At 62.7% G+C, this 19,854-nt stretch carries 22 protein-coding genes; 10 read left to right on the plus strand and 12 right to left on the minus strand.

The features are described 5' to 3' along the window. Positions 1–79: 79 nt before the first annotated feature. A complete protein-coding gene (locus tag LPB73_RS25495) occupies positions 80–871 on the plus strand; it encodes an alpha/beta fold hydrolase (RefSeq protein WP_231078621.1) in 792 nt (263 codons plus the stop codon). Between the two features lie 21 nt (positions 872–892). On the opposite strand, the gene LPB73_RS25500 is transcribed toward LPB73_RS25495, so the two are convergent. From LPB73_RS25500 to dnaK, 8 genes are all read right to left on the minus strand, one after another. After that, positions 893–1,516 (minus strand): 2,3-bisphosphoglycerate-dependent phosphoglycerate mutase, encoded by a 624-nt coding sequence (locus LPB73_RS25500; RefSeq protein ID WP_089263055.1) that lies wholly within the window; start codon positions 1,514–1,516, stop codon positions 893–895. Positions 1,517–1,538: 22 nt separating this feature from the next. Next, a complete protein-coding gene (gene dapB / locus LPB73_RS25505) occupies positions 1,539–2,354 on the minus strand; it encodes a 4-hydroxy-tetrahydrodipicolinate reductase (protein WP_089263057.1) in 816 nt (271 codons plus the stop codon). A gap of 120 nt (positions 2,355–2,474) precedes the next feature. Next, on the minus strand, positions 2,475–2,777 hold the full coding sequence (locus LPB73_RS25510; protein WP_068730266.1) for a DUF1330 domain-containing protein: 303 nt from the start codon (positions 2,775–2,777) through the stop codon (positions 2,475–2,477). A gap of 23 nt (positions 2,778–2,800) precedes the next feature. Next, positions 2,801–3,517 carry an orotidine-5'-phosphate decarboxylase gene (gene pyrF / locus LPB73_RS25515; RefSeq protein WP_089263059.1) on the minus strand — a complete coding sequence of 239 codons (717 nt, stop codon included), beginning with the start codon at positions 3,515–3,517 and terminating at the stop codon, positions 2,801–2,803. A 6-nt stretch (positions 3,518–3,523) separates the two neighbouring features. Continuing rightward, positions 3,524–4,102: an NADPH-dependent FMN reductase gene (locus tag LPB73_RS25520; protein WP_093757831.1), complete on the minus strand. Its 579-nt coding sequence runs from the start codon at positions 4,100–4,102 to the stop codon at positions 3,524–3,526. A 45-nt stretch (positions 4,103–4,147) separates the two neighbouring features. Continuing rightward, entirely contained in the window at positions 4,148–4,750 is a 603-nt protein-coding gene (locus LPB73_RS25525; protein ID WP_093757830.1) for a class I SAM-dependent methyltransferase, read from the minus strand. Positions 4,751–4,842: 92 nt separating this feature from the next. After that, a complete protein-coding gene (dnaJ, locus tag LPB73_RS25530) occupies positions 4,843–5,985 on the minus strand; it encodes a molecular chaperone DnaJ (protein ID WP_092140889.1) in 1,143 nt (380 codons plus the stop codon). Positions 5,986–6,168: 183 nt separating this feature from the next. Continuing rightward, on the minus strand, positions 6,169–8,067 hold the full coding sequence (gene dnaK / locus LPB73_RS25535; RefSeq protein WP_068730261.1) for a molecular chaperone DnaK: 1,899 nt from the start codon (positions 8,065–8,067) through the stop codon (positions 6,169–6,171). Between the two features lie 380 nt (positions 8,068–8,447). Here dnaK and LPB73_RS25540 point away from each other — a divergent pair, with 380 nt between their 5' ends. Both LPB73_RS25540 and pncA read left to right on the plus strand, forming a co-directional pair. Next, positions 8,448–9,392 carry a hypothetical protein gene (locus LPB73_RS25540; protein ID WP_231078622.1) on the plus strand — a complete coding sequence of 315 codons (945 nt, stop codon included), beginning with the start codon at positions 8,448–8,450 and terminating at the stop codon, positions 9,390–9,392. 85 nt (positions 9,393–9,477) lie between these two features. After that, the gene (gene pncA, locus LPB73_RS25545; protein WP_231078623.1) at positions 9,478–10,194 is read left to right on the plus strand and encodes a bifunctional nicotinamidase/pyrazinamidase; all 717 of its coding nucleotides are present in this window, start codon (positions 9,478–9,480) and stop codon (positions 10,192–10,194) included. A gap of 149 nt (positions 10,195–10,343) precedes the next feature. On the opposite strand, the gene grpE is transcribed toward pncA, so the two are convergent. Then, positions 10,344–10,940 carry a nucleotide exchange factor GrpE gene (grpE, locus tag LPB73_RS25550; protein WP_231078624.1) on the minus strand — a complete coding sequence of 199 codons (597 nt, stop codon included), beginning with the start codon at positions 10,938–10,940 and terminating at the stop codon, positions 10,344–10,346. 105 nt (positions 10,941–11,045) lie between these two features. After that, entirely contained in the window at positions 11,046–12,134 is a 1,089-nt protein-coding gene (gene hrcA / locus LPB73_RS25555) for a heat-inducible transcriptional repressor HrcA (RefSeq protein ID WP_068730256.1), read from the minus strand. 153 nt (positions 12,135–12,287) lie between these two features. On the opposite strand from hrcA, the gene rph reads away from it, so the two are divergent. From rph to hemW, 3 genes are read left to right on the plus strand one after another with little or no spacing between them, the layout of a single operon-like run. Further along, positions 12,288–13,010, plus strand: a complete 723-nt coding sequence (rph, locus tag LPB73_RS25560; RefSeq protein WP_093757824.1) for a ribonuclease PH — start codon at positions 12,288–12,290, stop codon at positions 13,008–13,010. Between the two features lie 35 nt (positions 13,011–13,045). Next, positions 13,046–13,681, plus strand: coding sequence for an RdgB/HAM1 family non-canonical purine NTP pyrophosphatase (rdgB, locus tag LPB73_RS25565; RefSeq protein WP_231078625.1), 636 nt, complete (start codon positions 13,046–13,048; stop codon positions 13,679–13,681). Beyond that, the gene (gene hemW, locus LPB73_RS25570) at positions 13,668–14,831 is read left to right on the plus strand and encodes a radical SAM family heme chaperone HemW (RefSeq protein WP_231078626.1); all 1,164 of its coding nucleotides are present in this window, start codon (positions 13,668–13,670) and stop codon (positions 14,829–14,831) included. Before rdgB ends, hemW begins: the two co-directional genes overlap by 14 nt. A gap of 3 nt (positions 14,832–14,834) precedes the next feature. On the opposite strand, the gene LPB73_RS25575 is transcribed toward hemW, so the two are convergent. Next, positions 14,835–16,049 carry a penicillin-binding protein activator gene (locus tag LPB73_RS25575; protein ID WP_231078627.1) on the minus strand — a complete coding sequence of 405 codons (1,215 nt, stop codon included), beginning with the start codon at positions 16,047–16,049 and terminating at the stop codon, positions 14,835–14,837. Between the two features lie 225 nt (positions 16,050–16,274). Here LPB73_RS25575 and rsmI point away from each other — a divergent pair, with 225 nt between their 5' ends. From rsmI to gshB, 3 genes are read left to right on the plus strand one after another with little or no spacing between them, the layout of a single operon-like run. Then, positions 16,275–17,231, plus strand: a complete 957-nt coding sequence (rsmI, locus tag LPB73_RS25580) for a 16S rRNA (cytidine(1402)-2'-O)-methyltransferase (RefSeq protein ID WP_231078628.1) — start codon at positions 16,275–16,277, stop codon at positions 17,229–17,231. Continuing rightward, positions 17,218–17,631 (plus strand): YraN family protein, encoded by a 414-nt coding sequence (locus LPB73_RS25585; protein ID WP_231078629.1) that lies wholly within the window; start codon positions 17,218–17,220, stop codon positions 17,629–17,631. Before rsmI ends, LPB73_RS25585 begins: the two co-directional genes overlap by 14 nt. A gap of 36 nt (positions 17,632–17,667) precedes the next feature. Next, positions 17,668–18,609 (plus strand): glutathione synthase, encoded by a 942-nt coding sequence (gene gshB / locus LPB73_RS25590; protein ID WP_231078630.1) that lies wholly within the window; start codon positions 17,668–17,670, stop codon positions 18,607–18,609. A 12-nt stretch (positions 18,610–18,621) separates the two neighbouring features. Here gshB and LPB73_RS25595 read toward each other — a convergent pair whose 3' ends face one another. Beyond that, positions 18,622–18,804, minus strand: a complete 183-nt coding sequence (locus LPB73_RS25595) for a hypothetical protein (protein WP_141137046.1) — start codon at positions 18,802–18,804, stop codon at positions 18,622–18,624. On the opposite strand from LPB73_RS25595, the gene LPB73_RS25600 reads away from it, so the two are divergent. Continuing rightward, entirely contained in the window at positions 18,803–19,783 is a 981-nt protein-coding gene (locus tag LPB73_RS25600) for an MBL fold metallo-hydrolase (protein ID WP_089263086.1), read from the plus strand. The two genes, LPB73_RS25595 and LPB73_RS25600, sit on opposite strands and share 2 nt — an antisense overlap. Positions 19,784–19,854: the final 71 nt, after the last annotated feature.

Consider the following 19,854-nt stretch of genomic DNA (forward strand, 5'->3'; position numbering starts at 1 on the left):
GGTCCGGGACACAACAGGACAGGCGGATGCGACAGCCGATCAGGCTGCGGGCTGCAAGCTTTTGACGGGAGAGGCAAAAATGGCAGATCGGCGCTTGGCAAACGGCACCGTCAATGCAGCGCAATTCGGCGAAGGACCGGCCATCGTGCTGCTTCACTCGCTGCTGTCTGACCGGGCAAGCTTCGACAGCATCGTGCCGTCGCTGGCCAAGACCCACCGTGTCATCGTTCCCGAATTGCCGGGTTTTGGGGGATCAGACGCCGTAAGCGGCGGACTGGCGGCCGTAGCGGACCGCGTGGCGGAGGCCGTCAGGGACTGCGGCGACGGCGCGGACACGATCGTGCTCGGTAACGGCTATGGCGGTTTCGTTGCCTTGCAGATGGCGATCCGCCATCCCGGCATCGCAGGCCGTCTGGTTCTCGCCGATTGCGGCGCAGCGTTTTCCGAACCCGGTCGTGAGGCGTTCCGCAACATGGGGATGGCCGCATCGACCAAGGGATTGCCGGCGGTTACCGATGTCGCGATGCGACGCTTGTTCGCCGCTGAATTTCAGGAGCAGAACCCGGAGCTGATGCGCGACCGCCGCGAGGCCTTTTTGCGCACGGATCCCGGCGTGTTTCAGAGTGCCTGCGAGTCCCTGGCGACGCTGGACCTGCGCCCCGAGATCGGGACCGTCAAAGCGCCGGTGCTGGTGCTGGTCGGCGAGCACGATGAAGCGACGCCACCACCGATGTCCAGAGAGCTTGCTGCCGGACTACCTGATGCACGACTGATCGTGCTTCCGGGCTGCGCGCATGTCCCGCAATTGCAGAAGCCGGACGTCTTTCTCGATGCGATCTCGGATTTCGTGTCGGCTGCGATGGCGCGCTAGCCGCGCCACCGAGCACGTCGATCAACCCGCAAGATCGAGTTTCGACGCCACCGTCGCATCGGCATTGAGCCGATAGATCACCGGCACGCCGGTTGCGAGTTCGCGGGCGAGAATGCCTTCCGGCGTCAGCTTCTCCAGCACCATGATCAGGGCACGCAGCGAATTGCCGTGGGCCGCTACCAGCGTGCGTTCGCCGCGCAGCACGCAGGGCAGGATTTCCTGCACGAAATACGGCAGCGTGCGCGCCAGCGTATCCTTCAGGCTCTCGCCACCGGGCGGCGGCACGTCATAGGATCGACGCCAGACATGGACCTGCTCCTCGCCCCATTTGGCGCGGGCGTCGTCCTTATTGAGGCCGGAGAGATCACCGTAATCGCGCTCGTTCAGCGCCAGATGTTTCGTGATCGGCAGGCCGGTCTGGCCCATCTCTTCCAGTGCGAGATTGAGCGTGTGCTGCGCGCGGGTCAGCGCCGAGGTGAACGCGACATCGAAGGTCAGACCCTGCGCCTTCAGCTTGCGGCCGGCTTCCTTGGCCTCTGCGACGCCCTTCTCGGTGAGATCAGGATCTTTCCAGCCGGTGAAAAGGTTCTTCAGATTCCATTCGCTCTGTCCATGACGGACGAGGACGAGAAGACGTTCGTTCATCGAGAATTCCGTTTCGTTCTTCTTACATTTCACCAAGGCCGAGCACGTCAGCCATCGAGTACAAACCTGGCTTTTTTCCATGCGCCCACATCGCCGCCTTCAGCGCACCATGGGCGAAGATCATGCGATCCTCGGCCTTGTGCGACAGCTCGATGCGTTCATGGGGACCGGCGAAGATCACCGTATGATCGCCAGCGACAGTACCGCCGCGCAGCGAGGCAAAGCCGATATCGCCGGTTTTGCGCGCGCCGGTGAGCCCGTCGCGGCCACGCGCCGAATGTTGCTCGAGCGGAATCTTGCGACCCTCGGCAGCAGCCTGACCCAGCATGAAAGCCGTGCCCGAGGGCGCGTCGATCTTGGCCTTGTGATGCATCTCCAGTACTTCGATGTCGAAGCCGTCATCGAGCGACTGCGCAACGCGCTTCACCAGCGCGGCGAGCAGATTGACGCCGAGGCTCATATTGCCCGACTGCACGACGATGGCCTGACCGGTCACGCTCTTGATCACCGCGTTGTCCGACGACGACAGGCCGGTGGTGCCGATCACGTGAACGAGGCCGCGCTGGGCTGCGATCGCAACATTGGCGATGGTCGCCGCAGGCACCGTGAAATCAAGGATACCATCGGCATCCTTCGACAGCGTCCAGAGGTCGGCCGAGAGTTTGACGCCGTTCTCGGGCAGGCCGGCGAGCACGCCGGCATCCTGTCCGAGCAGCTCCGAGCCGGGCGCTTCCAGCGCGCCGGAAACGACAGCACCGGGGGTCTCGGAAATGGTGCGGATCAGCGCGCGGCCCATTCGGCCGCCGGCGCCAGCAACGATCAGTCTCATATCGGACATTGAACGATCCTCAGTATCTCAAGGCGGTATAGCGGCGCGTTGCCACGGCGGCAACACGCCCACGGTACCTAAAGTCCTTAGATACCAATCAGATCAAACACATGCTTAAGGCCCTGCCGCTCAAGGCTGCGGACCGTCATACCCCTCGATGATCACGAGATCGCTCTCGCCGTGCGGGCTGCGCATCGCGACCAACCGCTGGTATTCCGGCGAATTGTAACAGGCTAGCGCGGTCGCGTAGTCCTTGAATTCGAGCACAACATTGCGCGAGCGCGACGTGCCTTCCTTGGCCTCGAACTGACCACCGCGCACCAGGAATTTGGCCCCGAATTTATTGAAGACCGGGCCGTTCTCGGCCACGTATTGCTTGTAGCCGTCCATATTGTGCACGTCGACGCGTGCAATCCAGTAAGCCTTGGCCATCTGTCTCTCTCCCTGTCCCGTTCTTACTTGTTCGCCAGTGCCTGCGTAATTTCGGCGACGATCGCCTCGGCCGCAGCCTTCGGATCAGCAGCTTCCATTACCGGACGGCCGACCACCAGATAGTCCGAACCTTCGGCAATCGCGCGTGCCGGGGTCATGATCCGCTTCTGATCACCCACGTCACTGCCGGCAGGGCGCACACCGGGCGTGACCAGACACATCTCAGGCTTGATATGCTTGCGCAGGTTCGCCGCCTCTTCCGGCGAGCAGACGAGGCCATCGATACCGAGCGCCTGCGCCTGCTGCGCGCGCGCGGCGACGAGATCGCTGACACCGAGTTGATAGCCCGCGGCCTTCAGATCCTCGTTGTCGTACGAGGTCAGTACTGTCACCGCGAGGATCTTCAGGCCGGAGCCCTTGCTGGCATTGGCCGCCGCCTGCATGGTCTGCGGATAGCCATGCACGGTGAGAAAGGTCGCGCCGAGCTTCGCCACGCTTTCCACACCGCGCGCGACGGTGTTGCCGATGTCGTGCATCTTCAGATCGGCGAACACCTTCTTTCCGGTATCGGCGAGCTTGCGCACCAGCGGCAGACCACCAGCATAGCCGAGCTGATAGCCGATCTTGTAGAAAGTCACGCTGTCGCCGAGCCGCGCAATCATCGCTTCGGCAGCGTCAACATCCGGCAAATCGAGTGCGACGATCAGGCGGTCGCGGGGATCAATGGTCTGCAACGTCATCTCGTCTCACTTCATCTGCTGCGCGACATCGATAAGCTGGCGCACCATCGCCGTCATCGCATCCTTGTCGGCGGCGTGTTTCAGCCGGTCCATATCGTCATAGGCCTCACCGGCGAACGCCAGCGTGAGCTGGTTCGGGATCACCATCGCGCGACACGCCGACAGCACCAGCCGCAAGGCCTGCAAACAGCGCGCACCGCCAAGCCGCCCATTCGAAGCCGCCGCAATCGCAAACGGCCGCTCGCGAAACACCTGGCCCTTGCTCTCATGCGTGTCTTCCACGCGCGAGATCCAGTCGATCGTATTCTTCACCAGCGGCGGCAGCGACGCGTTGTATTCAGGCGTCACGATCAGCACACCATGATGCGCCGATATCATACGCTTCAGATCGAGCGCATGTTTCGGTACGCCGGAATTGCTCTCGAGGTCGCCGTCATAGATCGGCAGCGGAAAGTCGCCGAGCGAAATCCTGGTGGCATCGACATCGGCGCGAACCAGCGCGTCAATGGCGACAGCCGCGAGTTTCGCATTCAGCGACCCTGTGCGCAGCGAGCCTGGAATAACGAGGATCTTGATCGCAGCCATGATTCCGATCGTCGGGGCGAAGCCACCGCGCGATCGCGGCCGGCACTAGCGTTTGCGATACACCCAGACGCGCGCCGGCGGAAGGTTCATCCAGATCCGCTCGGAGGCCTCTGTGGACACGCCGGGCAGCGATTTGGGGATCGGCGGCGCCACCGAATAGGTGAACTGCACGAAGGGCGCGTTCGGCGACATCGCCGCGAAGGCATCGCGGATCAGCTTGAGGCGCGTCAGCATCGGCTTGGTGACCAGCGGCAGGCCGGAGACGACGGCGGAGGCGGGCTCTTTCAACACATCCCACAGGGTATCGCGCAATGTGTAGGCGTCGCCCTGAACGATCGTCGCCTGCGGGTAACGCTCACGCAGCAGTGCGCAAAAGGTGGGATTGAATTCGACGAGCACCAGACGCTTCTGGTCCACCCCATGCGCGACGAGCGCAGAGGTGATCGCGCCGGTGCCGGGTCCAAGTTCGATGACCGGACCGGTCGCGTCATTGTCGACATATTGCGCCATCGTGCGGGCAAGAGCTTTGCCCGACGGCATCACGGCACCCATATGCAGCGGCTTATCGATCCATGAACGGAGGAAGCGAACCTCGTCGTCGAGACGGAGCGGCTTCTTCAACGTACGCGCGGACGAGTGCAGAGGCATGTCGCTTCCAGGCAGACCGCGGAACGTGCGGAACGTCAGAATTTCGTCATAAAGAGGTATAGGCAACAATAGAAACGGTCAAGCTTCCAACGTCAGGAGCCTGTCCGCGTTCCGAAGAAGTCCTTGACCTTAGTGAAGAAACCCGCGGCTTCAGGTTGCGTTGCACCCGAAGATAGTTTCTCGAATTCGGCCAGCAGCTCCTGCTGCTTTTTCGTCAGGTTCTGCGGCGTTTCCACGACGACCTGGACATACATGTCACCGGTCTGGCGCGAACGCAGCACCGGCATGCCCTTCGACGAAACGCGGAAGCGGCGCCCGGACTGGGTGCCCGAGGGAACCTTGACCTTGTTGCGCCCGCCTTCGATGGTCGGCACTTCGAATTCGCCGCCCAGCGCCGCAGTCACCATCGATATCGGCACGCGGCAATGCAGGTCCGCGCCATCGCGCTGGAAGAAGTCGTGCGAGGCCAGCGACAGGAAAATATAGAGATCGCCCGACGGACCACCGCGCGCGCCGGCTTCGCCTTCATTGGCAAGACGAATGCGGGTGCCGTCCTCGACGCCCGCCGGAATGTTGACCGAGAGCGTGCGCTCGCGCTCGACGCGGCCGGCGCCGGAGCAGCTCGGGCACGGATCCTCGATCATCTGACCGCGGCCCTGACAGCTCGGGCAGGTCCTTTCCAGCGTGAAGAAGCCCTGGGCCTGACGGACGCGGCCGGCACCGCCACAGGTCGAACAGGCCTTCGGCTTGGTTCCTGCCTTGGCGCCGGTGCCGGAGCAGGCTTCGCAGGTCACCGCGACCGGAATCTCGATCTGTGCGGTCTTGCCGGAGTAAGCTTCCTCCAGCGTGATTTCCATGTTGTAGCGAAGATCGGCCCCGCGCTCGCGGCCGCCGCTGCGGCCACCGCCGCGCTGTCCGGCCATGCCGAACAGGTCTTCGAAAATGTCGGAGAAGGAGGAGGCGAAGCCGGATCCGAAGCCCGGACCACCGCCGCCACCATTGCCCTGTTCGAAGGCGGCATGGCCATAACGGTCATAGGCCGCGCGCTTGTCGCCGTCCTTGAGGACGTCGTAGGCCTCGGCAATTTCCTTGAACTTCACTTCAGCGGCGGCATCGCCTGGATTCTTGTCCGGATGCCATTTCATCGCAAGCTTGCGAAACGACGTCTTCAGGGTCGCATCATTCGCGCCGCGCTCGACTTCCAACGTCTCGTAATAACATTGCTTGGTGGACATCAGTCAGATCCGCCCGAAATTGGTCCTCATCCCGAGGAGCATCCCAGAAGAACGCATCGATGAAGATGCTACTCCCGCACTAACAAAACTTGCCTAACAAGGCCCGCCTGACAAAAAACAACCCTCATCCTTCGAGACGCGCACCGCGCTACTCAGGATGAGGGTCATCGTTCCGCTCGCCTATCAGGCCGACTTTTTCGGCTTGTCGTCGTCGACTTCCGTGAACTCGGCGTCGACCACGTCATCCTTCTCGGCATCGCGCTTGGCGTCAGCCTCGGCCTGCTGGGTGTACATCGCTTCGCCGAGCTTCATCGAAGCCTGCGCCAGCGTGTTGGTCTTGGCCTTGATCGCCTCGGCATCATCACCCTTCAGAGCTTCCTTCAGGTCGCTCATGGCATCCTCGATGGCGCGGCGCTCGGTCTCACCAACCTTGTCGCCATGCTCGCCGAGAGCCTTCTCGGTCGAATGCACGAGGGCATCGCCGTGGTTCTTGGCATCGACAGCCTCACGACGCTTCTTGTCCTCGGCAGCGTTGGCTTCGGCGTCCTTGACCATCTTCTGGATGTCGGACTCGGACAGACCGCCGGATGCCTGAATCCGGATCTGCTGTTCCTTATTGGTCGCCTTGTCCTTCGCCGACACGTTGACGATGCCGTTGGCGTCGATGTCGAAGGTCACCTCGACCTGCGGCATGCCGCGCGGAGCCGGCGGAATGCCCATCAGGTCGAACTGGCCGAGCGGCTTGTTGTCGGCCGCCATTTCGCGCTCACCCTGGAAGACCCGGATGGTGACGGCGTTCTGGTTGTCCTCGGCCGTCGAAAACACTTGGCTCTTCTTGGTCGGGATCGTCGTGTTGCGCTCGATGATGCGGGTGAACACGCCACCCAGCGTCTCGATGCCCAGCGACAGCGGGGTCACGTCGAGCAGCAGCACGTCCTTGACGTCGCCCTGCAGCACGCCGGCCTGAATGGCGGCGCCGATGGCCACGACTTCATCCGGGTTGACGCCCTTGTGGGGCTCCTTGCCGAAGAACTGCTTCACGACTTCCTGGATCTTCGGCATGCGGATCATGCCGCCGACCAGAACCACTTCGCCGATTTCACCGGCGGTCAGACCAGCGTCCTTGAGTGCCTTGCGGCAGGGCTCGATGGTCTTCTGCACGAGATCGTCGACCAGCGCTTCGAACTTGGCGCGGGTCAGCTTCAGCGTCAGATGCTTCGGACCGGAGGCATCCGCCGTGATGAACGGCAGGTTGATTTCGGTCTGGGTCGTCGACGACAGCTCGATCTTCGCTTTTTCAGCAGCTTCCTTCAGACGCTGCAGCGCCAGCTTGTCGTTGCGCAGGTCGATGCCCTGCTCTTTCTTGAACTCGTCGGCGAGGTAGCCGACCAGACGCATGTCGAAGTCTTCACCGCCGAGGAACGTGTCGCCGTTGGTGGACTTCACTTCGAACACGCCGTCGCCGATCTCAAGGATCGAGACGTCGAAGGTGCCGCCGCCGAGGTCATACACCGCGATGGTGCCGGACTTCGACTTGTCGAGGCCGTAAGCGAGCGCAGCCGCAGTCGGCTCATTGATGATGCGCAGCACTTCGAGGCCAGCGATCTTGCCGGCATCCTTGGTGGCCTGACGCTGGGCGTCGTTGAAGTAAGCGGGCACGGTGATGACGGCCTGCTCGACCTTCTGGCCGAGGTGAGCCTCCGCGGTCTCCTTCATCTTCTGCAGCGTGAAGGCGGAGATCTGCGAGGGCGAATAGGTTTTACCGTCGACTTCGACCCAGGCGTCGCCATTGCCACCCTTGGCAATCTTGTAGGGGACGAGCTTCTTGTCCTTCTCGACGGTCGGATCGTCATAGCGGCGGCCGATCAGGCGCTTCACCGCGAAAATGGTGCGCTCGGGATTGGTAACTGCCTGGCGCTTGGCCGGCTGGCCGACGAGGCGCTCGCCATCATCGGTAAAAGCCACGATGGACGGCGTGGTCCGCATGCCTTCTGCGTTCTCGATGACCTTCGGCGTTTTGCCATCCATGACGGCGACGCAGGAATTCGTCGTACCGAGGTCGATACCGATGACCTTTCCCATGCTCTCATATCCTTTTTCTGCGGCAGGTTGGCTGGGCCCTGACGGCACCCCGCTCCCAACCCCCAAACATCAACTATTCGCGATATTGCGACGGTAGGCCTCATATAGGAGGGGGGGTGGTGGCCGCAAGGCATCTGGCACACTCCAGACCCATGAAAACACGACCGATGCGCGAAATTAATATTTGGTGAAACAGACCCTTGGCGGTTGTTTCGCCAATACGCGACGGATGGGCGCGGACGGCGCCGGGAACGGATTTATGGCTTGATCTGTTGGCGGAACAGGACAACCGTGAAAGCCCTTTCCGACCGGGCGCGCGGCGACCAAGGCCGGAGCCCCGCACCATCGAACAGCCTCAATGCAAACCCAGTAGATTTTTCATGAAACATGCTGCGCCCCTGTTCGCCTTGACCATGCTGACGGCCATTTCGGTCGCCCACCGCCCCGCTTTGGCGGCTGACCCCGTCTTCCCGCCGGGTGTCCGTGTGGGTCTGGCCCCGCTGGTTGGCCTCGCCCCGGCAAAGACCTTTGTCGGCTTCGAGACCTCCGATCAGGGCGTCAAGGTGCTAGTGACCGAGCTGCCAGCCGCCGCCTTCAACGAGGTCGAGACCGCGTTCAAGGCCAATCCGGCTGGTATGGCCGCGAAGCCCGAGAGCATCGAGACCACGGCCGGAAAGGCCTTCTACACGATCGAGAACGCCAAGGACGCGACCGGCAATGTCAGGCGCTATTCGATGATCGTCGGCGGCGGGACCTTCTCCGGCTATGTCGCCGTGCAAGTCCCGGAAAACGCCCAGAAAATCTACACCGACGACGCGGTGCGCCAGATGCTCTCATCCGCCGTGGTCCGCAAGGAAGTCCCGCTGGCAGAACAACTCGGTCTGATGCCGTTCAAGGTCTCGGAAATGAGCGACTTCAAGACCGTCCGCACGCTGGCGCCGGGTGCCGCGCTATTGCTGGCCGACTCGAGCGACGAGAACAGCATCGAAACGAGTCCTTTTGTGGTGATCGGCAGCCTGGCCTCCGCGCCGGAAAAGGCTGAAGATCGCGGCCGCTTTGCCCAGCAGGCCGCAGGCACGATTCCCGGCCTGCGCGAAGGCCGCATCACCATGTCGGAGCCGCAGCGGATCGACGGCATGGCAGGCTGGGAGACCCGTATCGACGCCGTCAGCGGCAAGAACAACACGCCGGTCAGCGTTGTGCAGTGGCTGCGCTTCGGCGGCGGCAAAATCACGATGCGCATTATTGCAAGCGCACCGCGCGATGATTGGGCCAAGGCGTTTCCGCGCTTCCGCGCCGTGCGTGACGGCATCGAGCCGCGCTAAAGAACGCACGACCGTCCTCACGGCCCGCTTTACGAGCTCCCCGTGACCTGATTTGCTTGGCCAATTCGGTACGGGGAATTTCGCGATGCTCAACAGACGTCAGGTTTTCGGGGGGCTTGGAGCCTTAGCCATGACCAGCCTAGCTCCCAAAACACTATCCGCCGCTGGCAAGGTCAGCCTCGATCGTACATCCGTGTTGCTGGTGATCGACGTGCAGAACTGCTTCCTGCCCGGTGGCAGCCTTGCGGTGAAGGACGGCGACAAGGTCGTGCCGGTCATCAACGCCATCGCAAAGAAATTCGCCGATGTGGTGATGACGCAGGACTGGCACACGCCGGGCCATATCTCCTTCGCATCCAGCCACAGCGGCAAGAAGCCGTTTGAGACCCTTGAGGTGAAATACGGCAAGCAGGTGCTGTGGCCGGATCACTGCGTGCAGGGCACTGAAGGGGCTGCGCTGTCGAAGGATCTCGCGATCCCGCATACCGAGCTGATCCTGCGCAAGGGCTTCAACAAGGACGTCGACAGCTATTCGGCGTTTACCGAGGCTGACGGAAAGACCACCACCGGTCTTGCCGCCTATCTGAAAGCCCGCAAATTGCAGCGCGTATTTATCGTCGGCCTCGCCACCGACTTCTGTGTCGCGTGGTCCGCGCTCGATGCGCGAAAAGCAGGTTTCGATGTCTATGTAGTCGAAGATGCCTGCCGCGGCATCGACACGCAGGGCTCACTGGCCAAAGCCTGGGCCGACATGAACAAGGCCGGCGTGAAGCGTATTCAGTCGGGCGATCTGGCGGCTTGACCCATACTCTCATTGTCATCGCCCGACCTGGCACGCAATTGCGCGCTGGGATCGGGCGACCCAGTAATCACCGGCGCTTGTGATCACTCACTGAGACCGGCGTGTACTGGATCACCCGCTTTCGCGGGTGATGACAGCCAGAGGCTCTGTTACTCCGAAACAGGTGCAACCTTGGCGCCGCCCTTCGAGACACCGACCAGCGCCGGGCGCAGCACGCGCTCGCCAATGGTGTAGCCGGCCTGCACGACCTGAACGACGGTGCCCGCAGGCACGGAAGCGTCGGGCACTTCGTACATCGCCTGCTGGAAATTCGGATCGAACTTCTCGCCCGACGGGTCGAACTTCTTCACGCCGTTCTTTTCCAGCGTGTTGAGCAGCGAGCGCTCGGTGAGTTCCACGCCTTCGAGGAGCGCCTTCAGGCCCGGATCGGCCGCGGCCTTGGTGTCGGCAGGCACGGCATCGAGGGCGCGCTGCAGACTGTCGGCGATATCGAGCACTTCGCGCGCAAAATTGGCGATCGCATAGGTGCGGCCGTCGGCGACTTCCTTCTGGGTCCGCTTGCGCAGATTTTCCATCTCCGCCAGCGTGCGCAGCATCTTGTCGCGCGATTCCGCGGCTTCCTTGGTCAGGGCCTCGACCGAATTCGGTTCCGGATCGTCCGGCATGATGTAGGGCTTGGAGACCACCGGATCGGCGGCCGCTGCCGTCTTGTCCTGATTGTCGTTCTGCCCATTGGAATCAGTCATCACGCTGCCTTCTCAAAAACACGCCAAAATGGTGGGATTGCTGAGCGGGATATCGGGGTTTGAGCGCCGAAAATCAAGCACAACCGGCCGGATTCGGCCGATCTGTCAGCCCCCGAGCATGCGGCTGACGATGCGCGCCGCGTAATCTACCATCGGGATCACCCGCGCATAGTTCAGCCGGGTCGGCCCGATGACACCGAGAACGCCCACAATATGGCCGGCGCCATCGCTGTAGGGCGCAATGATCGTGGACGAGCCGGACAGCGAGAACAGCTTGTTTTCCGAGCCGATGAAGATGCGGACACCTTCGGCCGTCTCCGCCCGGCCGAGAAGGTCGATCACCTCGCGCTTGGCTTCGAGATCGTCGAACAGGAGGCGAACGCGTTCAAGATCCTCCAGCGCATGGAGATCCTCGAGCAGATTGGCCTGGCCGCGCACGATCAGCTGCCTATCGTCCTTCTCGCCACCCGACCAGCTGGCAATGCCGGCGGCAATGACCTTCTGGGTCAGCTGATCGAGTTCGATCTGGTTCTGGGTCAGCGCCGTCTCCAGCTCCAGCCGGGCCTCAGCCAGCGTGCGGCCGCGAATCCGGGCATTGAGGAAGTTCGACGCCTCGTTCAGCGCCGACGATGGCACGCCGGGCGGCAGGGTCAGCACGCGATTTTCGACCTGGCCATCCTCGGCGACCAACACGACCAGCGCCTTTTCGGGCTCCAGACGGACGAATTCGATGTGTTTCAGCCGCACATTGGACTTGGCGGTCAGAACCACCGCTGCCGCGCGGGTCAGCCCGGACAGCTGCGTCAGCGCCTCGCCGAGCGCCGCCTCCACCGTCTGCGAGCGCCCCACCGAGGACAGTTGCTGCTGGATCGATTGCCGCTCCGGCTCGGTGAGGTCACCGACCTGCATCAAGGCATCGACAAAAAACCGCAGTCCGAGTTCGGTCGGCAGCCGTCCTGCAGAGGTATGCGGCGCATAGATCAGGCCGAGCTGCTCCAGGTCCGACATGACGTTGCGGACCGAGGCCGGCGACAGCGGAACCGTGATCAGGCGCGAAATATTGCGCGAACCGACAGGTTCGCCGGTGGCGAGATAGCTCTCGACGATCTGCCGGAAGATCTCACGCGATCGCTCATTGAGCTGGGCGAGCCCGGCATGCGGCGAAATCAGGCCGATCGGATCGTGGTGGGCCACAGGGTACTCCTTGAGGACCTAATCTGTCGCCCCGAGCCCCCGGATACAAGCACCATTGCGGTTGTGGAACCTGCCCTGCCCTTGCCGCTGCGGTCCGTGGCCCCTAAAAGCACCGCGAACAGGCTTTCTCTGGACATTTGGAAGGATTTTCTCATGCGACCAAGCCGTCGTGCGCCCGATGAACTGCGCGCCGTGTCGCTGGAACGCGGCGTGGTCAAATATGCCGAAGGTTCCTGCATGGTGAAATTCGGCGACACTCATGTGCTGGTGACCGCCACGCTGGAAGAGCGCCTGCCGCCATGGCTCAAGGGCCAGGGCCGCGGCTGGGTCACCGCCGAATACGGCATGCTGCCCCGCGCCACGCTGGAACGCACCCGCCGCGAAGCCGCATCCGGCAAGCAGGGCGGCCGCACCGTCGAGATCCAGCGCCTGATCGGCCGCTCGCTGCGCGCTGCCGTCGACCTCGAAGCGCTCGGCGAACGCCAGATCACCATCGACTGCGACGTGATCCAGGCCGATGGGGGCACCCGTACGGCGTCGATCACCGGCGCATGGGTTGCGCTGGCCGACTGCATCTCGTGGATGAAGAACCGCAACATGTTCAAGAACGGCGGCGGCAACGTGCTGCGCGACAATATCGCGGCAATTTCCTGCGGCATCTATCAGGGCACACCGGTGCTTGATCTGGACTACGCCGAGGATTCCGAGGCCGACACCGACGCCAATTTCGTGATGACCGGCGACGGGCGCATCATCGAGGTGCAGGGCACCGCCGAGAAGACGCCGTTCACGCAGGACGAGTTCCTGAAGCTGATGGCCCTGGCGCAAAAGGGCGTCGGACGCCTCGTCGAACTGCAGAAAATGGCCATCGCGTGATTCCGCAAGTCATCAAGCAGGCGTAGACTCGCATCATGCATCGTCGAATCACTGGGAAGCTCGTCATCGCCACCCACAATCCCGGCAAGCTTGCCGAGATGCGCGATCTCCTGGCGCCCTATGGCATCGAAGCAGTATCGGCCGGCGAACTCGACCTCGCCGAGCCCGACGAGACCGGCGACACCTTCAAGGCCAATGCCGCCATCAAGGCGATTGCCGCGGCCAATGTCGCGCAATTGCCGGCCTTCGCGGATGATTCAGGCCTCGTCGTCGATGCCCTCGACGGCGCACCCGGCATCTTCTCGGCGCGCTGGGCCGGCGAGTCCAAGGACTTCACCGGCGCGATGACGCGGATCGAACGCCTGTTGCAGGAGCGCGGCGCGACCTCGCCTGACAAGCGCACCGCGCATTTCGTCTCGGCACTCTGCGTGGCGTGGCCCGACGGTCATCTCGAGGAAGTCGAAGCGCACGCCCATGGCACGCTGGTCTGGCCGCCGCGCGGCACTGCCGGCTTCGGCTACGATCCGACATTCCTGCCCGATGGTCACACCCGCACCTATGGCGAAATGACCGCGGTCGAGAAGCACGGGTTGCCGCCACTCGGCGAGGGCTTGTCGCATCGCGCCAGGGCATTCGTGAAACTCGCGGAGATCTGCCTTGAACCCCGCTGACGCACAGCAGGACGCTTTCGGCGTCTATGTGCACTGGCCGTTCTGCTTGTCGAAGTGCCCGTATTGCGACTTCAACAGCCACGTCCGTCATCACGCCGTCGACGAAGTACGTTTCGCGCGGGCCTTCGCACGGGAGATCGAAACCACGGCTGCCCGCACGCCAGGCCGCACCGTGACGTCGATCTTTCTCGGCGGCGGCACGCCGTCGCTGATGCAGCCGCAGACCGTCGGCGCGATTCTGGATTCGATCGGAAAATACTGGAACGTTGCCTCCGACGTCGAAGTATCACTCGAAGCTAACCCGACCTCCGTCGAAGCGACGCGCTTTCGCGGTTATCGCGAGGCCGGCGTCAACCGCGTGTCGCTCGGCGTACAAGCGCTTGACGATGCGTCGCTGAAATCACTGGGACGTTTGCATACGGCGCGCGAGGCACTCGATGCCGTGGCCATCGCGCGCAGCGCGTTCGATCGGTATTCGTTCGATCTGATCTATGCGCGCCCCGACCAGACCCCGCAGATGTGGACCGACGAACTCAAGCTCGCCATCTCGGAAGCCGCCGAGCATCTATCGCTATATCAGCTGACCATCGAGGAAGGCACGCCGTTCTTCGGGTTGCACGCCGCCGGCAAGCTCAAGACCCCCGACGAGGGCCTCGCGCGCGCACTTTATGACGTGACGCAGGAAGTCTGCGCACAGCAGGGCCTGCCGTTCTACGAGATTTCCAACCACGCTCGCCCCGGCGCGGAGTGCAAACACAATCTCGTCTATTGGCGCGGCCAGGAATATGCCGGCATCGGGCCTGGCGCCCATGGCCGCCTTGACATCGACGGTGTCAGACATGCCATCGCCACCGAAAAGCGGCCGGAAGCCTGGGTAATGCGCGTGGAAGACAACGGCCACGGTGTCACATCGGATGAGTTGCTCAATAGCGAAGAACGCGCCGACGAATATCTGCTGATGGGCCTGCGCCTTGCCGAAGGCATCGATCCCGCACGCTATCAGATGCTATCCGGCCGCGCGCTGGACGAGAAACGTATCCAGATCCTGCGCGAGGAAGGCGCCATCGTCGTGGAACAGAACGGTCGCCTGCGCGTGACGCAGGAGGGCTTCCCTGTGCTCGATGCTGTCGTGGCAGATCTGGCGGCGTAGGCGCTAAGCCCCGAAGCTCTTCGGCGAGCCCGCCACGGCCTGACCACCACCCGACGCGACCTTCATCACGGCGAGGCCGCGATCGTTACCGCCATCGCTGCGGAACCGGAACAGGCCATCGATGCCGGCAAAGCCTGATGGATTGGTGAGCGTTTCAGGTGCGAAGCGCTGTCCGCCCTGGGTGCGCGCCAAAGCGGCGACCAGCGCCACCGCATCGTAAGCAAGCGTCGCTGTACGCACGGGATCGCCGCCATATTTCGCGCGGTAACGGCCCGCAAAGGCACGAAACCCTGCAGGATCTGGCGCGGCATAGAGACCGCCCTGCAGCGCCGCGCTGTTGAAGACGCGCGGGTTGTCCCACAGGCCCGTGCCGAGCAATTGCACATTGCGCAGATTGGCACCCGCCGCAGTCAAGGCATCAGCCGTTGCGACAACCGCGTCGCCATCGTCAGCAATGAACAACGCGTCGGCGCCGGTGAGGGATGCGGCAATGTTGCGTGCTGCGCTGGAGCGGTCAGCACCATAGCGCTCAAAAGCGACGACGCGGCCACCCTTGCGCGCGACAGCCTGCTTGAACGCAACTTCGACCACATTGCCATAGGCATTCTCGGGCAGCATCGCCGCAAAGGAGCGTTTGCCCGTGCCCGCGGCGTAATCGACGATGCGATTGACGTCGGACTCGGGCAGGAAGCTGAGCAAATAGACACCACGGCCGGCGACGCTGGAATCGGTCGAGAACGCGATCACCGGCACGTTGCGCGCGCGCGTGAGCTGCGCGGTGGCCGGCACTGACAGCGCAAACAACGGTCCGAGAATGATTTCGGATCCTTCGTCGAGCGCCTGCTGGGCGGCCTGCTGGGCGCCCTGCGCACTGCCATTGTCGTCCTTGATCAGGAGTTGAATGCTGGGATTCTGGAATTCGGTGAGCGCCATTTCGGCGGCGTTCTTCATCGACTGCGCGGCGACGCCAGCATTGCCGGAAGCCGACAGCGGCAGGATCAGTCCGACTTTCGTGCCCCCGGTGCCGATGGCTTGCGACTGCTGCGCCGGTCCGGCAGGCGGTCCCGATGGCGCCGTCGATCCGGTGCCAAACGCATTGGTCAGCGTCGATTGCACACCCGCGCAGGCTCCGAGCAGCGGCGCGCCCAGCAGCAGGCCGACAGCCGTCCGCCGTGTTGCGCCCTTGGTCCTGGATTTGGGGTCGAACGGATCCGCCATCACTTCTCTTCTTTCGGCCGTATCAGATCGGCCCGCCTCGTCACCCACTATATAGTGTGAGGCGCGGATTCAGACATATTGTCGGCGATAAGTTAACCAAAACAAAAGCTTTATGTCCGGCATACCCCGTCACCGCGGCTGGATTAGCACGACGGGAATGAACCACGGCCAAACGCCCAAAAAACGGCTGTCCCCCTTTGGCGCAATTCGCTCTACATTGCCGCCATGCGCGCAACACCCCTCTCCTCATCGCCTGCGGACGCCGCGGCGCCGTCGGCCCGGACCTTCACGGTCTCCGGCCATCTGCTCATGGCACCGAAAGCTGTTCCGGGGCTGCATCTCGTAGCCACGCCGATCGGCAATCTTGGCGACATCACCCTGCGCGCGCTGGAGACCCTGGCGGGGGTCGATATCATCGCCTGCGAAGACACCCGCATCACCCGCCGCCTGACCGAGCGCTACGGGATCACCGGCACACTCAAGCAATATCATGAGCACAATGCCGAACAGGCACGGCCAAAAATTCTTGAAAAACTGTCGCAGGGCGCGTCCATCGCACTGGTGTCCGATGCCGGCACGCCATTGATTTCCGACCCGGGCTTCAAACTCGTGCGGGAAGTGACTGCAGCAGGCTTCAATGTGATTTCGCTGCCGGGGCCGTCCTCGGTGCTAGCCGCGCTGGCCGTCTCTGCCCTGCCGACGGATCGCTTTTTCTTCGAGGGTTTTCTGCCATCGCGGCAGATGGCGCGGCGATCCCGCCTGACCGAGCTGGCTGGCATCGATGCCACGCTGGTGATGTTCGACTCCGGCAACCGCGTGCAGGACACGCTGGCCGATCTCGCAGACATCATGGGCAACCGCGATGCGGCGATCTGCCGTGAACTCACCAAGATGCATGAAGAGGTCAATCGCGGAGCGATTGCCGATCTGGCCAAGGGGGCCGATGGGCTGGAGACCCGCGGTGAATTCGTGCTCGTCATCGGGCCACCGGCTGCGGATGCGCAGGCCATGACCGAGGACGATCTCGATGCCCTGCTGCGCAGCTCGTTGCAGCGCGACAGCGTCAAGGATGCCGTGGCACATGCGGTCGAACTGTCCGGCCGGCCGCGCCGCGCCGTCTATGCTCGCGCGCTGGAACTGGCGAAGGAGATTCACAGGGACTCCGGCGATGACGAAGACTGACAAAGTCTCCGCGCCGAAGCCCGCGGCCAGACCGTCAGCGCCGGAACGCGTTGCCGCGTTCAATACCGGCCTCTCCGCCGAAAGCCGTGCCGCTGCCTTGCTGCTGGCCAAGGGCTACCGCATCCTCGCCCGCCGCTTTCGTACCCCCCATGGCGAGATCGACATTGTCGCCAAGAAACGCAGCCTGATCGCCTTTGTCGAGGTGAAGGCCCGCGCCAGCCTGGACGAGGCCGCCTATGCCGTGACGCCCCGCCAGCAGGCCCGGATCATGGATGCCGCCCAGGCCTGGCTGATGACGCATCCCGAACATGCGGAATTCGACCTGCGTTTCGACGTCGTGCTGATTGCGCCAAGACATTTGCCACGCCATCTGTTAGCGGCATTCGACGCCAGTACCTGAGTTTTCGCCTTCCCGACCACAATTCCGGACCCCAGCATGACCTTGAACGTCGCCGTCCAGATGGACCCCATTGCGCGCATCAATCACAAGGGCGATTCGACCTTCGCGATGTTGCTGGAAGCCCAGAAGCGTGGCCACAAACTGTCCTATTACACGCCGGACAAGCTCTCGCTGCGCGGCAATGACGTGGTGGCGCCAGTGCAATCGCTGTCGGTGCGCGATATCGAGGGCGATTATTTCACCCTCGGCGATCCCACCCGCACCAACATGGAATCCTTCGACGTGGTGTTGCTGCGGCAGGACCCGCCATTCGATCTCGCTTACATCACCTCGACGCATCTGCTCGAGCGCATTCATCCGAAAACGCTGGTGGTCAATGATCCGGCCTCGGTGCGCAACGCGCCGGAGAAGATTTTCGTGATGGGCTTCTCGGACCTGATGCCGCCGACGCTAATCTCGCGCGACAAGGACGAGATTAATGCATTCCGCGCCGAGCATGGCGCTGTGGTGATGAAGCCGCTGCATGGCCATGGCGGCGCAGCGGTGTTTCGCGTGCTGCCGCAGGACATGAATTTCGGTTCGCTCTACGATCTGTTCTCCGTGACCTTCAAGGAGCAGTGGGTCATCCAGCGCTTCCTCCCCGAAGTGAAGCATGGTGACAAGCGCATCATCCTGATCGACGGCGAATTCGCGGGTGCCGTGAACCGCGTGCCGGCTGAAGACGATTTGCGCTCCAACATGGTGCGTGGCGGCGCCGCCAAGGCCACCGAACTCTCGCCGCGTGAGCGCGAAATCTGCGAACGTGTCGGACCGGCACTGCGTAATCTCGGTCTGCTGTTCGTCGGCATCGACGTGATCGATGGCAATCTCACCGAGATCAACGTGACGTCGCCCACGGGCATTCGCGCCATCGCCAAGCTTGGCGGACCGGATGTCGCGGCGCGGGTCTGGGACGTGATCGAAGCGAAGCGGAAGTAAACTCCGCTCGCGTCACTCGCTGCGCTGCGTCAATACTTGACGCAGCAGTTTGAATTCCATTTGTCGCAATTCTCCGCCTGCTGCTTTTGCTTGCCAGTCATGGACGGCAAGCGCAGCATGCCGATGCACGCTCGACCAATCGAGCGGCCCGCTACATGTGGCGGCAAGCAAAAGCATATCAGTGGAGAAACGCATGACTTCAGAAGTTTCGCGAAGGTCCCTGCTCTCGCTCGGCGCTGGTTTGGGCGCAAATCTTCTCGCTCCCGGCCTCATCGGCAGCGCATCGGCCAAGGCACCAAAGCTCGGCACACAGGCGCCCTACTTCCACCGTTTCATGTTAGGCAGCGCGGAAGTCACCGTTGTCTCCGACGGACCTTTGCCGCTCGGCGATCCCTCCGGCACATTCGTCGGCGTACCCAAGGAAGACGTGCAGAAGATGCTGACGGATAATTTCCTCAGCAGCAGCAATGTCGTGCTCGAACAGAACGCGCCGATCGTCAACATGGGCGACAGACTGATCCTGTTCGACACCGGCATGGGCACGTCGCAACTGTTCGGCAACACCACGGGTCGCCTGCAGAAAAGTATGGCCGAAGCCGGTATCAAGCCCGGCGATATCGATGCCGTGGTGTGCTCGCACGCCCATATCGATCATATCGGCGGCATCGTCGATGCCAATGACAAGCCGCTATTTCCCAACGCGCAGATCTATCTCAGCGAGGAAGACTTCAAGTTCTGGACCGACGAAGGCAAGCTCGGTTCGCCGCTCAAGGACTTCATCGTCCATGCGCGCAAGAACCTGCTGCCGGTGAAGGATCGCCTGGTGTTCTTCAAGGACGGCCAGGAGTTCCTGCCGGGCGTCACCGCCATGCATGCACCTGGCCATACGTTCGGCCACCACATGTTCATGATCCAGTCGGACGGGAAATCTTTCGCCTTCCTCGGCGACCTCACCCATCATCAGGTGCTGCTGCTGGAGAAGCCGCGGATGGAGTTCGCCTATGACTCCGATCCGAAGATGGCGGCGGCGACGCGGGTGAAGATGCTCGACATGCTCGCAGCCAACAAGACCGCCGTGATGTCCTATCACTTCGCGTGGCCGGGCTATGGTCATGTGGTGAAATCAGGCGACGGCTTCCGCTATATCGCCGAGCCGATGGTGATGAATCTCTAGCGGAAATCCTGCGGCTTTCCTGCGGCGATCTTGAGACAGTGACCGCCGCAGGAATTCCGCAGCAATTCATC

The organism is Tardiphaga sp. 37S4 (genome assembly GCF_021044645.1).
Taxonomy (GTDB): domain Bacteria; phylum Pseudomonadota; class Alphaproteobacteria; order Rhizobiales; family Xanthobacteraceae; genus Tardiphaga; species Tardiphaga robiniae.

What these genes read in the sequence shown, in the direction of transcription:
- LPB73_RS25495 (WP_231078621.1), top strand. Translation starts at nt 80, where the DNA reads ATGGCAGATCGGCGCTTGGCAAACGGCACCGTCAATGCAGCGCAATTC.
- LPB73_RS25500 (WP_089263055.1), bottom strand. Translation starts at nt 1,516, where the DNA reads ATGAACGAACGTCTTCTCGTCCTCGTCCGTCATGGACAGAGCGAATGG.
- dapB (WP_089263057.1), bottom strand. Translation starts at nt 2,354, where the DNA reads ATGTCCGATATGAGACTGATCGTTGCTGGCGCCGGCGGCCGAATGGGC.
- LPB73_RS25510 (WP_068730266.1), bottom strand. Translation starts at nt 2,777, where the DNA reads ATGGCCAAGGCTTACTGGATTGCACGCGTCGACGTGCACAATATGGAC.
- pyrF (WP_089263059.1), bottom strand. Translation starts at nt 3,517, where the DNA reads ATGACGTTGCAGACCATTGATCCCCGCGACCGCCTGATCGTCGCACTC.
- LPB73_RS25520 (WP_093757831.1), bottom strand. Translation starts at nt 4,102, where the DNA reads ATGGCTGCGATCAAGATCCTCGTTATTCCAGGCTCGCTGCGCACAGGG.
- LPB73_RS25525 (WP_093757830.1), bottom strand. Translation starts at nt 4,750, where the DNA reads ATGCCTCTGCACTCGTCCGCGCGTACGTTGAAGAAGCCGCTCCGTCTC.
- dnaJ (WP_092140889.1), bottom strand. Translation starts at nt 5,985, where the DNA reads ATGTCCACCAAGCAATGTTATTACGAGACGTTGGAAGTCGAGCGCGGC.
- dnaK (WP_068730261.1), bottom strand. Translation starts at nt 8,067, where the DNA reads ATGGGAAAGGTCATCGGTATCGACCTCGGTACGACGAATTCCTGCGTC.
- LPB73_RS25540 (WP_231078622.1), top strand. Translation starts at nt 8,448, where the DNA reads ATGAAACATGCTGCGCCCCTGTTCGCCTTGACCATGCTGACGGCCATT.
- pncA (WP_231078623.1), top strand. Translation starts at nt 9,478, where the DNA reads ATGCTCAACAGACGTCAGGTTTTCGGGGGGCTTGGAGCCTTAGCCATG.
- grpE (WP_231078624.1), bottom strand. Translation starts at nt 10,940, where the DNA reads ATGACTGATTCCAATGGGCAGAACGACAATCAGGACAAGACGGCAGCG.
- rph (WP_093757824.1), top strand. Translation starts at nt 12,288, where the DNA reads ATGCGACCAAGCCGTCGTGCGCCCGATGAACTGCGCGCCGTGTCGCTG.
- rdgB (WP_231078625.1), top strand. Translation starts at nt 13,046, where the DNA reads ATGCATCGTCGAATCACTGGGAAGCTCGTCATCGCCACCCACAATCCC.
- LPB73_RS25575 (WP_231078627.1), bottom strand. Translation starts at nt 16,049, where the DNA reads ATGGCGGATCCGTTCGACCCCAAATCCAGGACCAAGGGCGCAACACGG.
- rsmI (WP_231078628.1), top strand. Translation starts at nt 16,275, where the DNA reads ATGCGCGCAACACCCCTCTCCTCATCGCCTGCGGACGCCGCGGCGCCG.
- LPB73_RS25585 (WP_231078629.1), top strand. Translation starts at nt 17,218, where the DNA reads ATGACGAAGACTGACAAAGTCTCCGCGCCGAAGCCCGCGGCCAGACCG.
- gshB (WP_231078630.1), top strand. Translation starts at nt 17,668, where the DNA reads ATGACCTTGAACGTCGCCGTCCAGATGGACCCCATTGCGCGCATCAAT.
- LPB73_RS25600 (WP_089263086.1), top strand. Translation starts at nt 18,803, where the DNA reads ATGACTTCAGAAGTTTCGCGAAGGTCCCTGCTCTCGCTCGGCGCTGGT.
- LPB73_RS25595 (WP_141137046.1), bottom strand. Translation starts at nt 18,804, where the DNA reads ATGCGTTTCTCCACTGATATGCTTTTGCTTGCCGCCACATGTAGCGGG.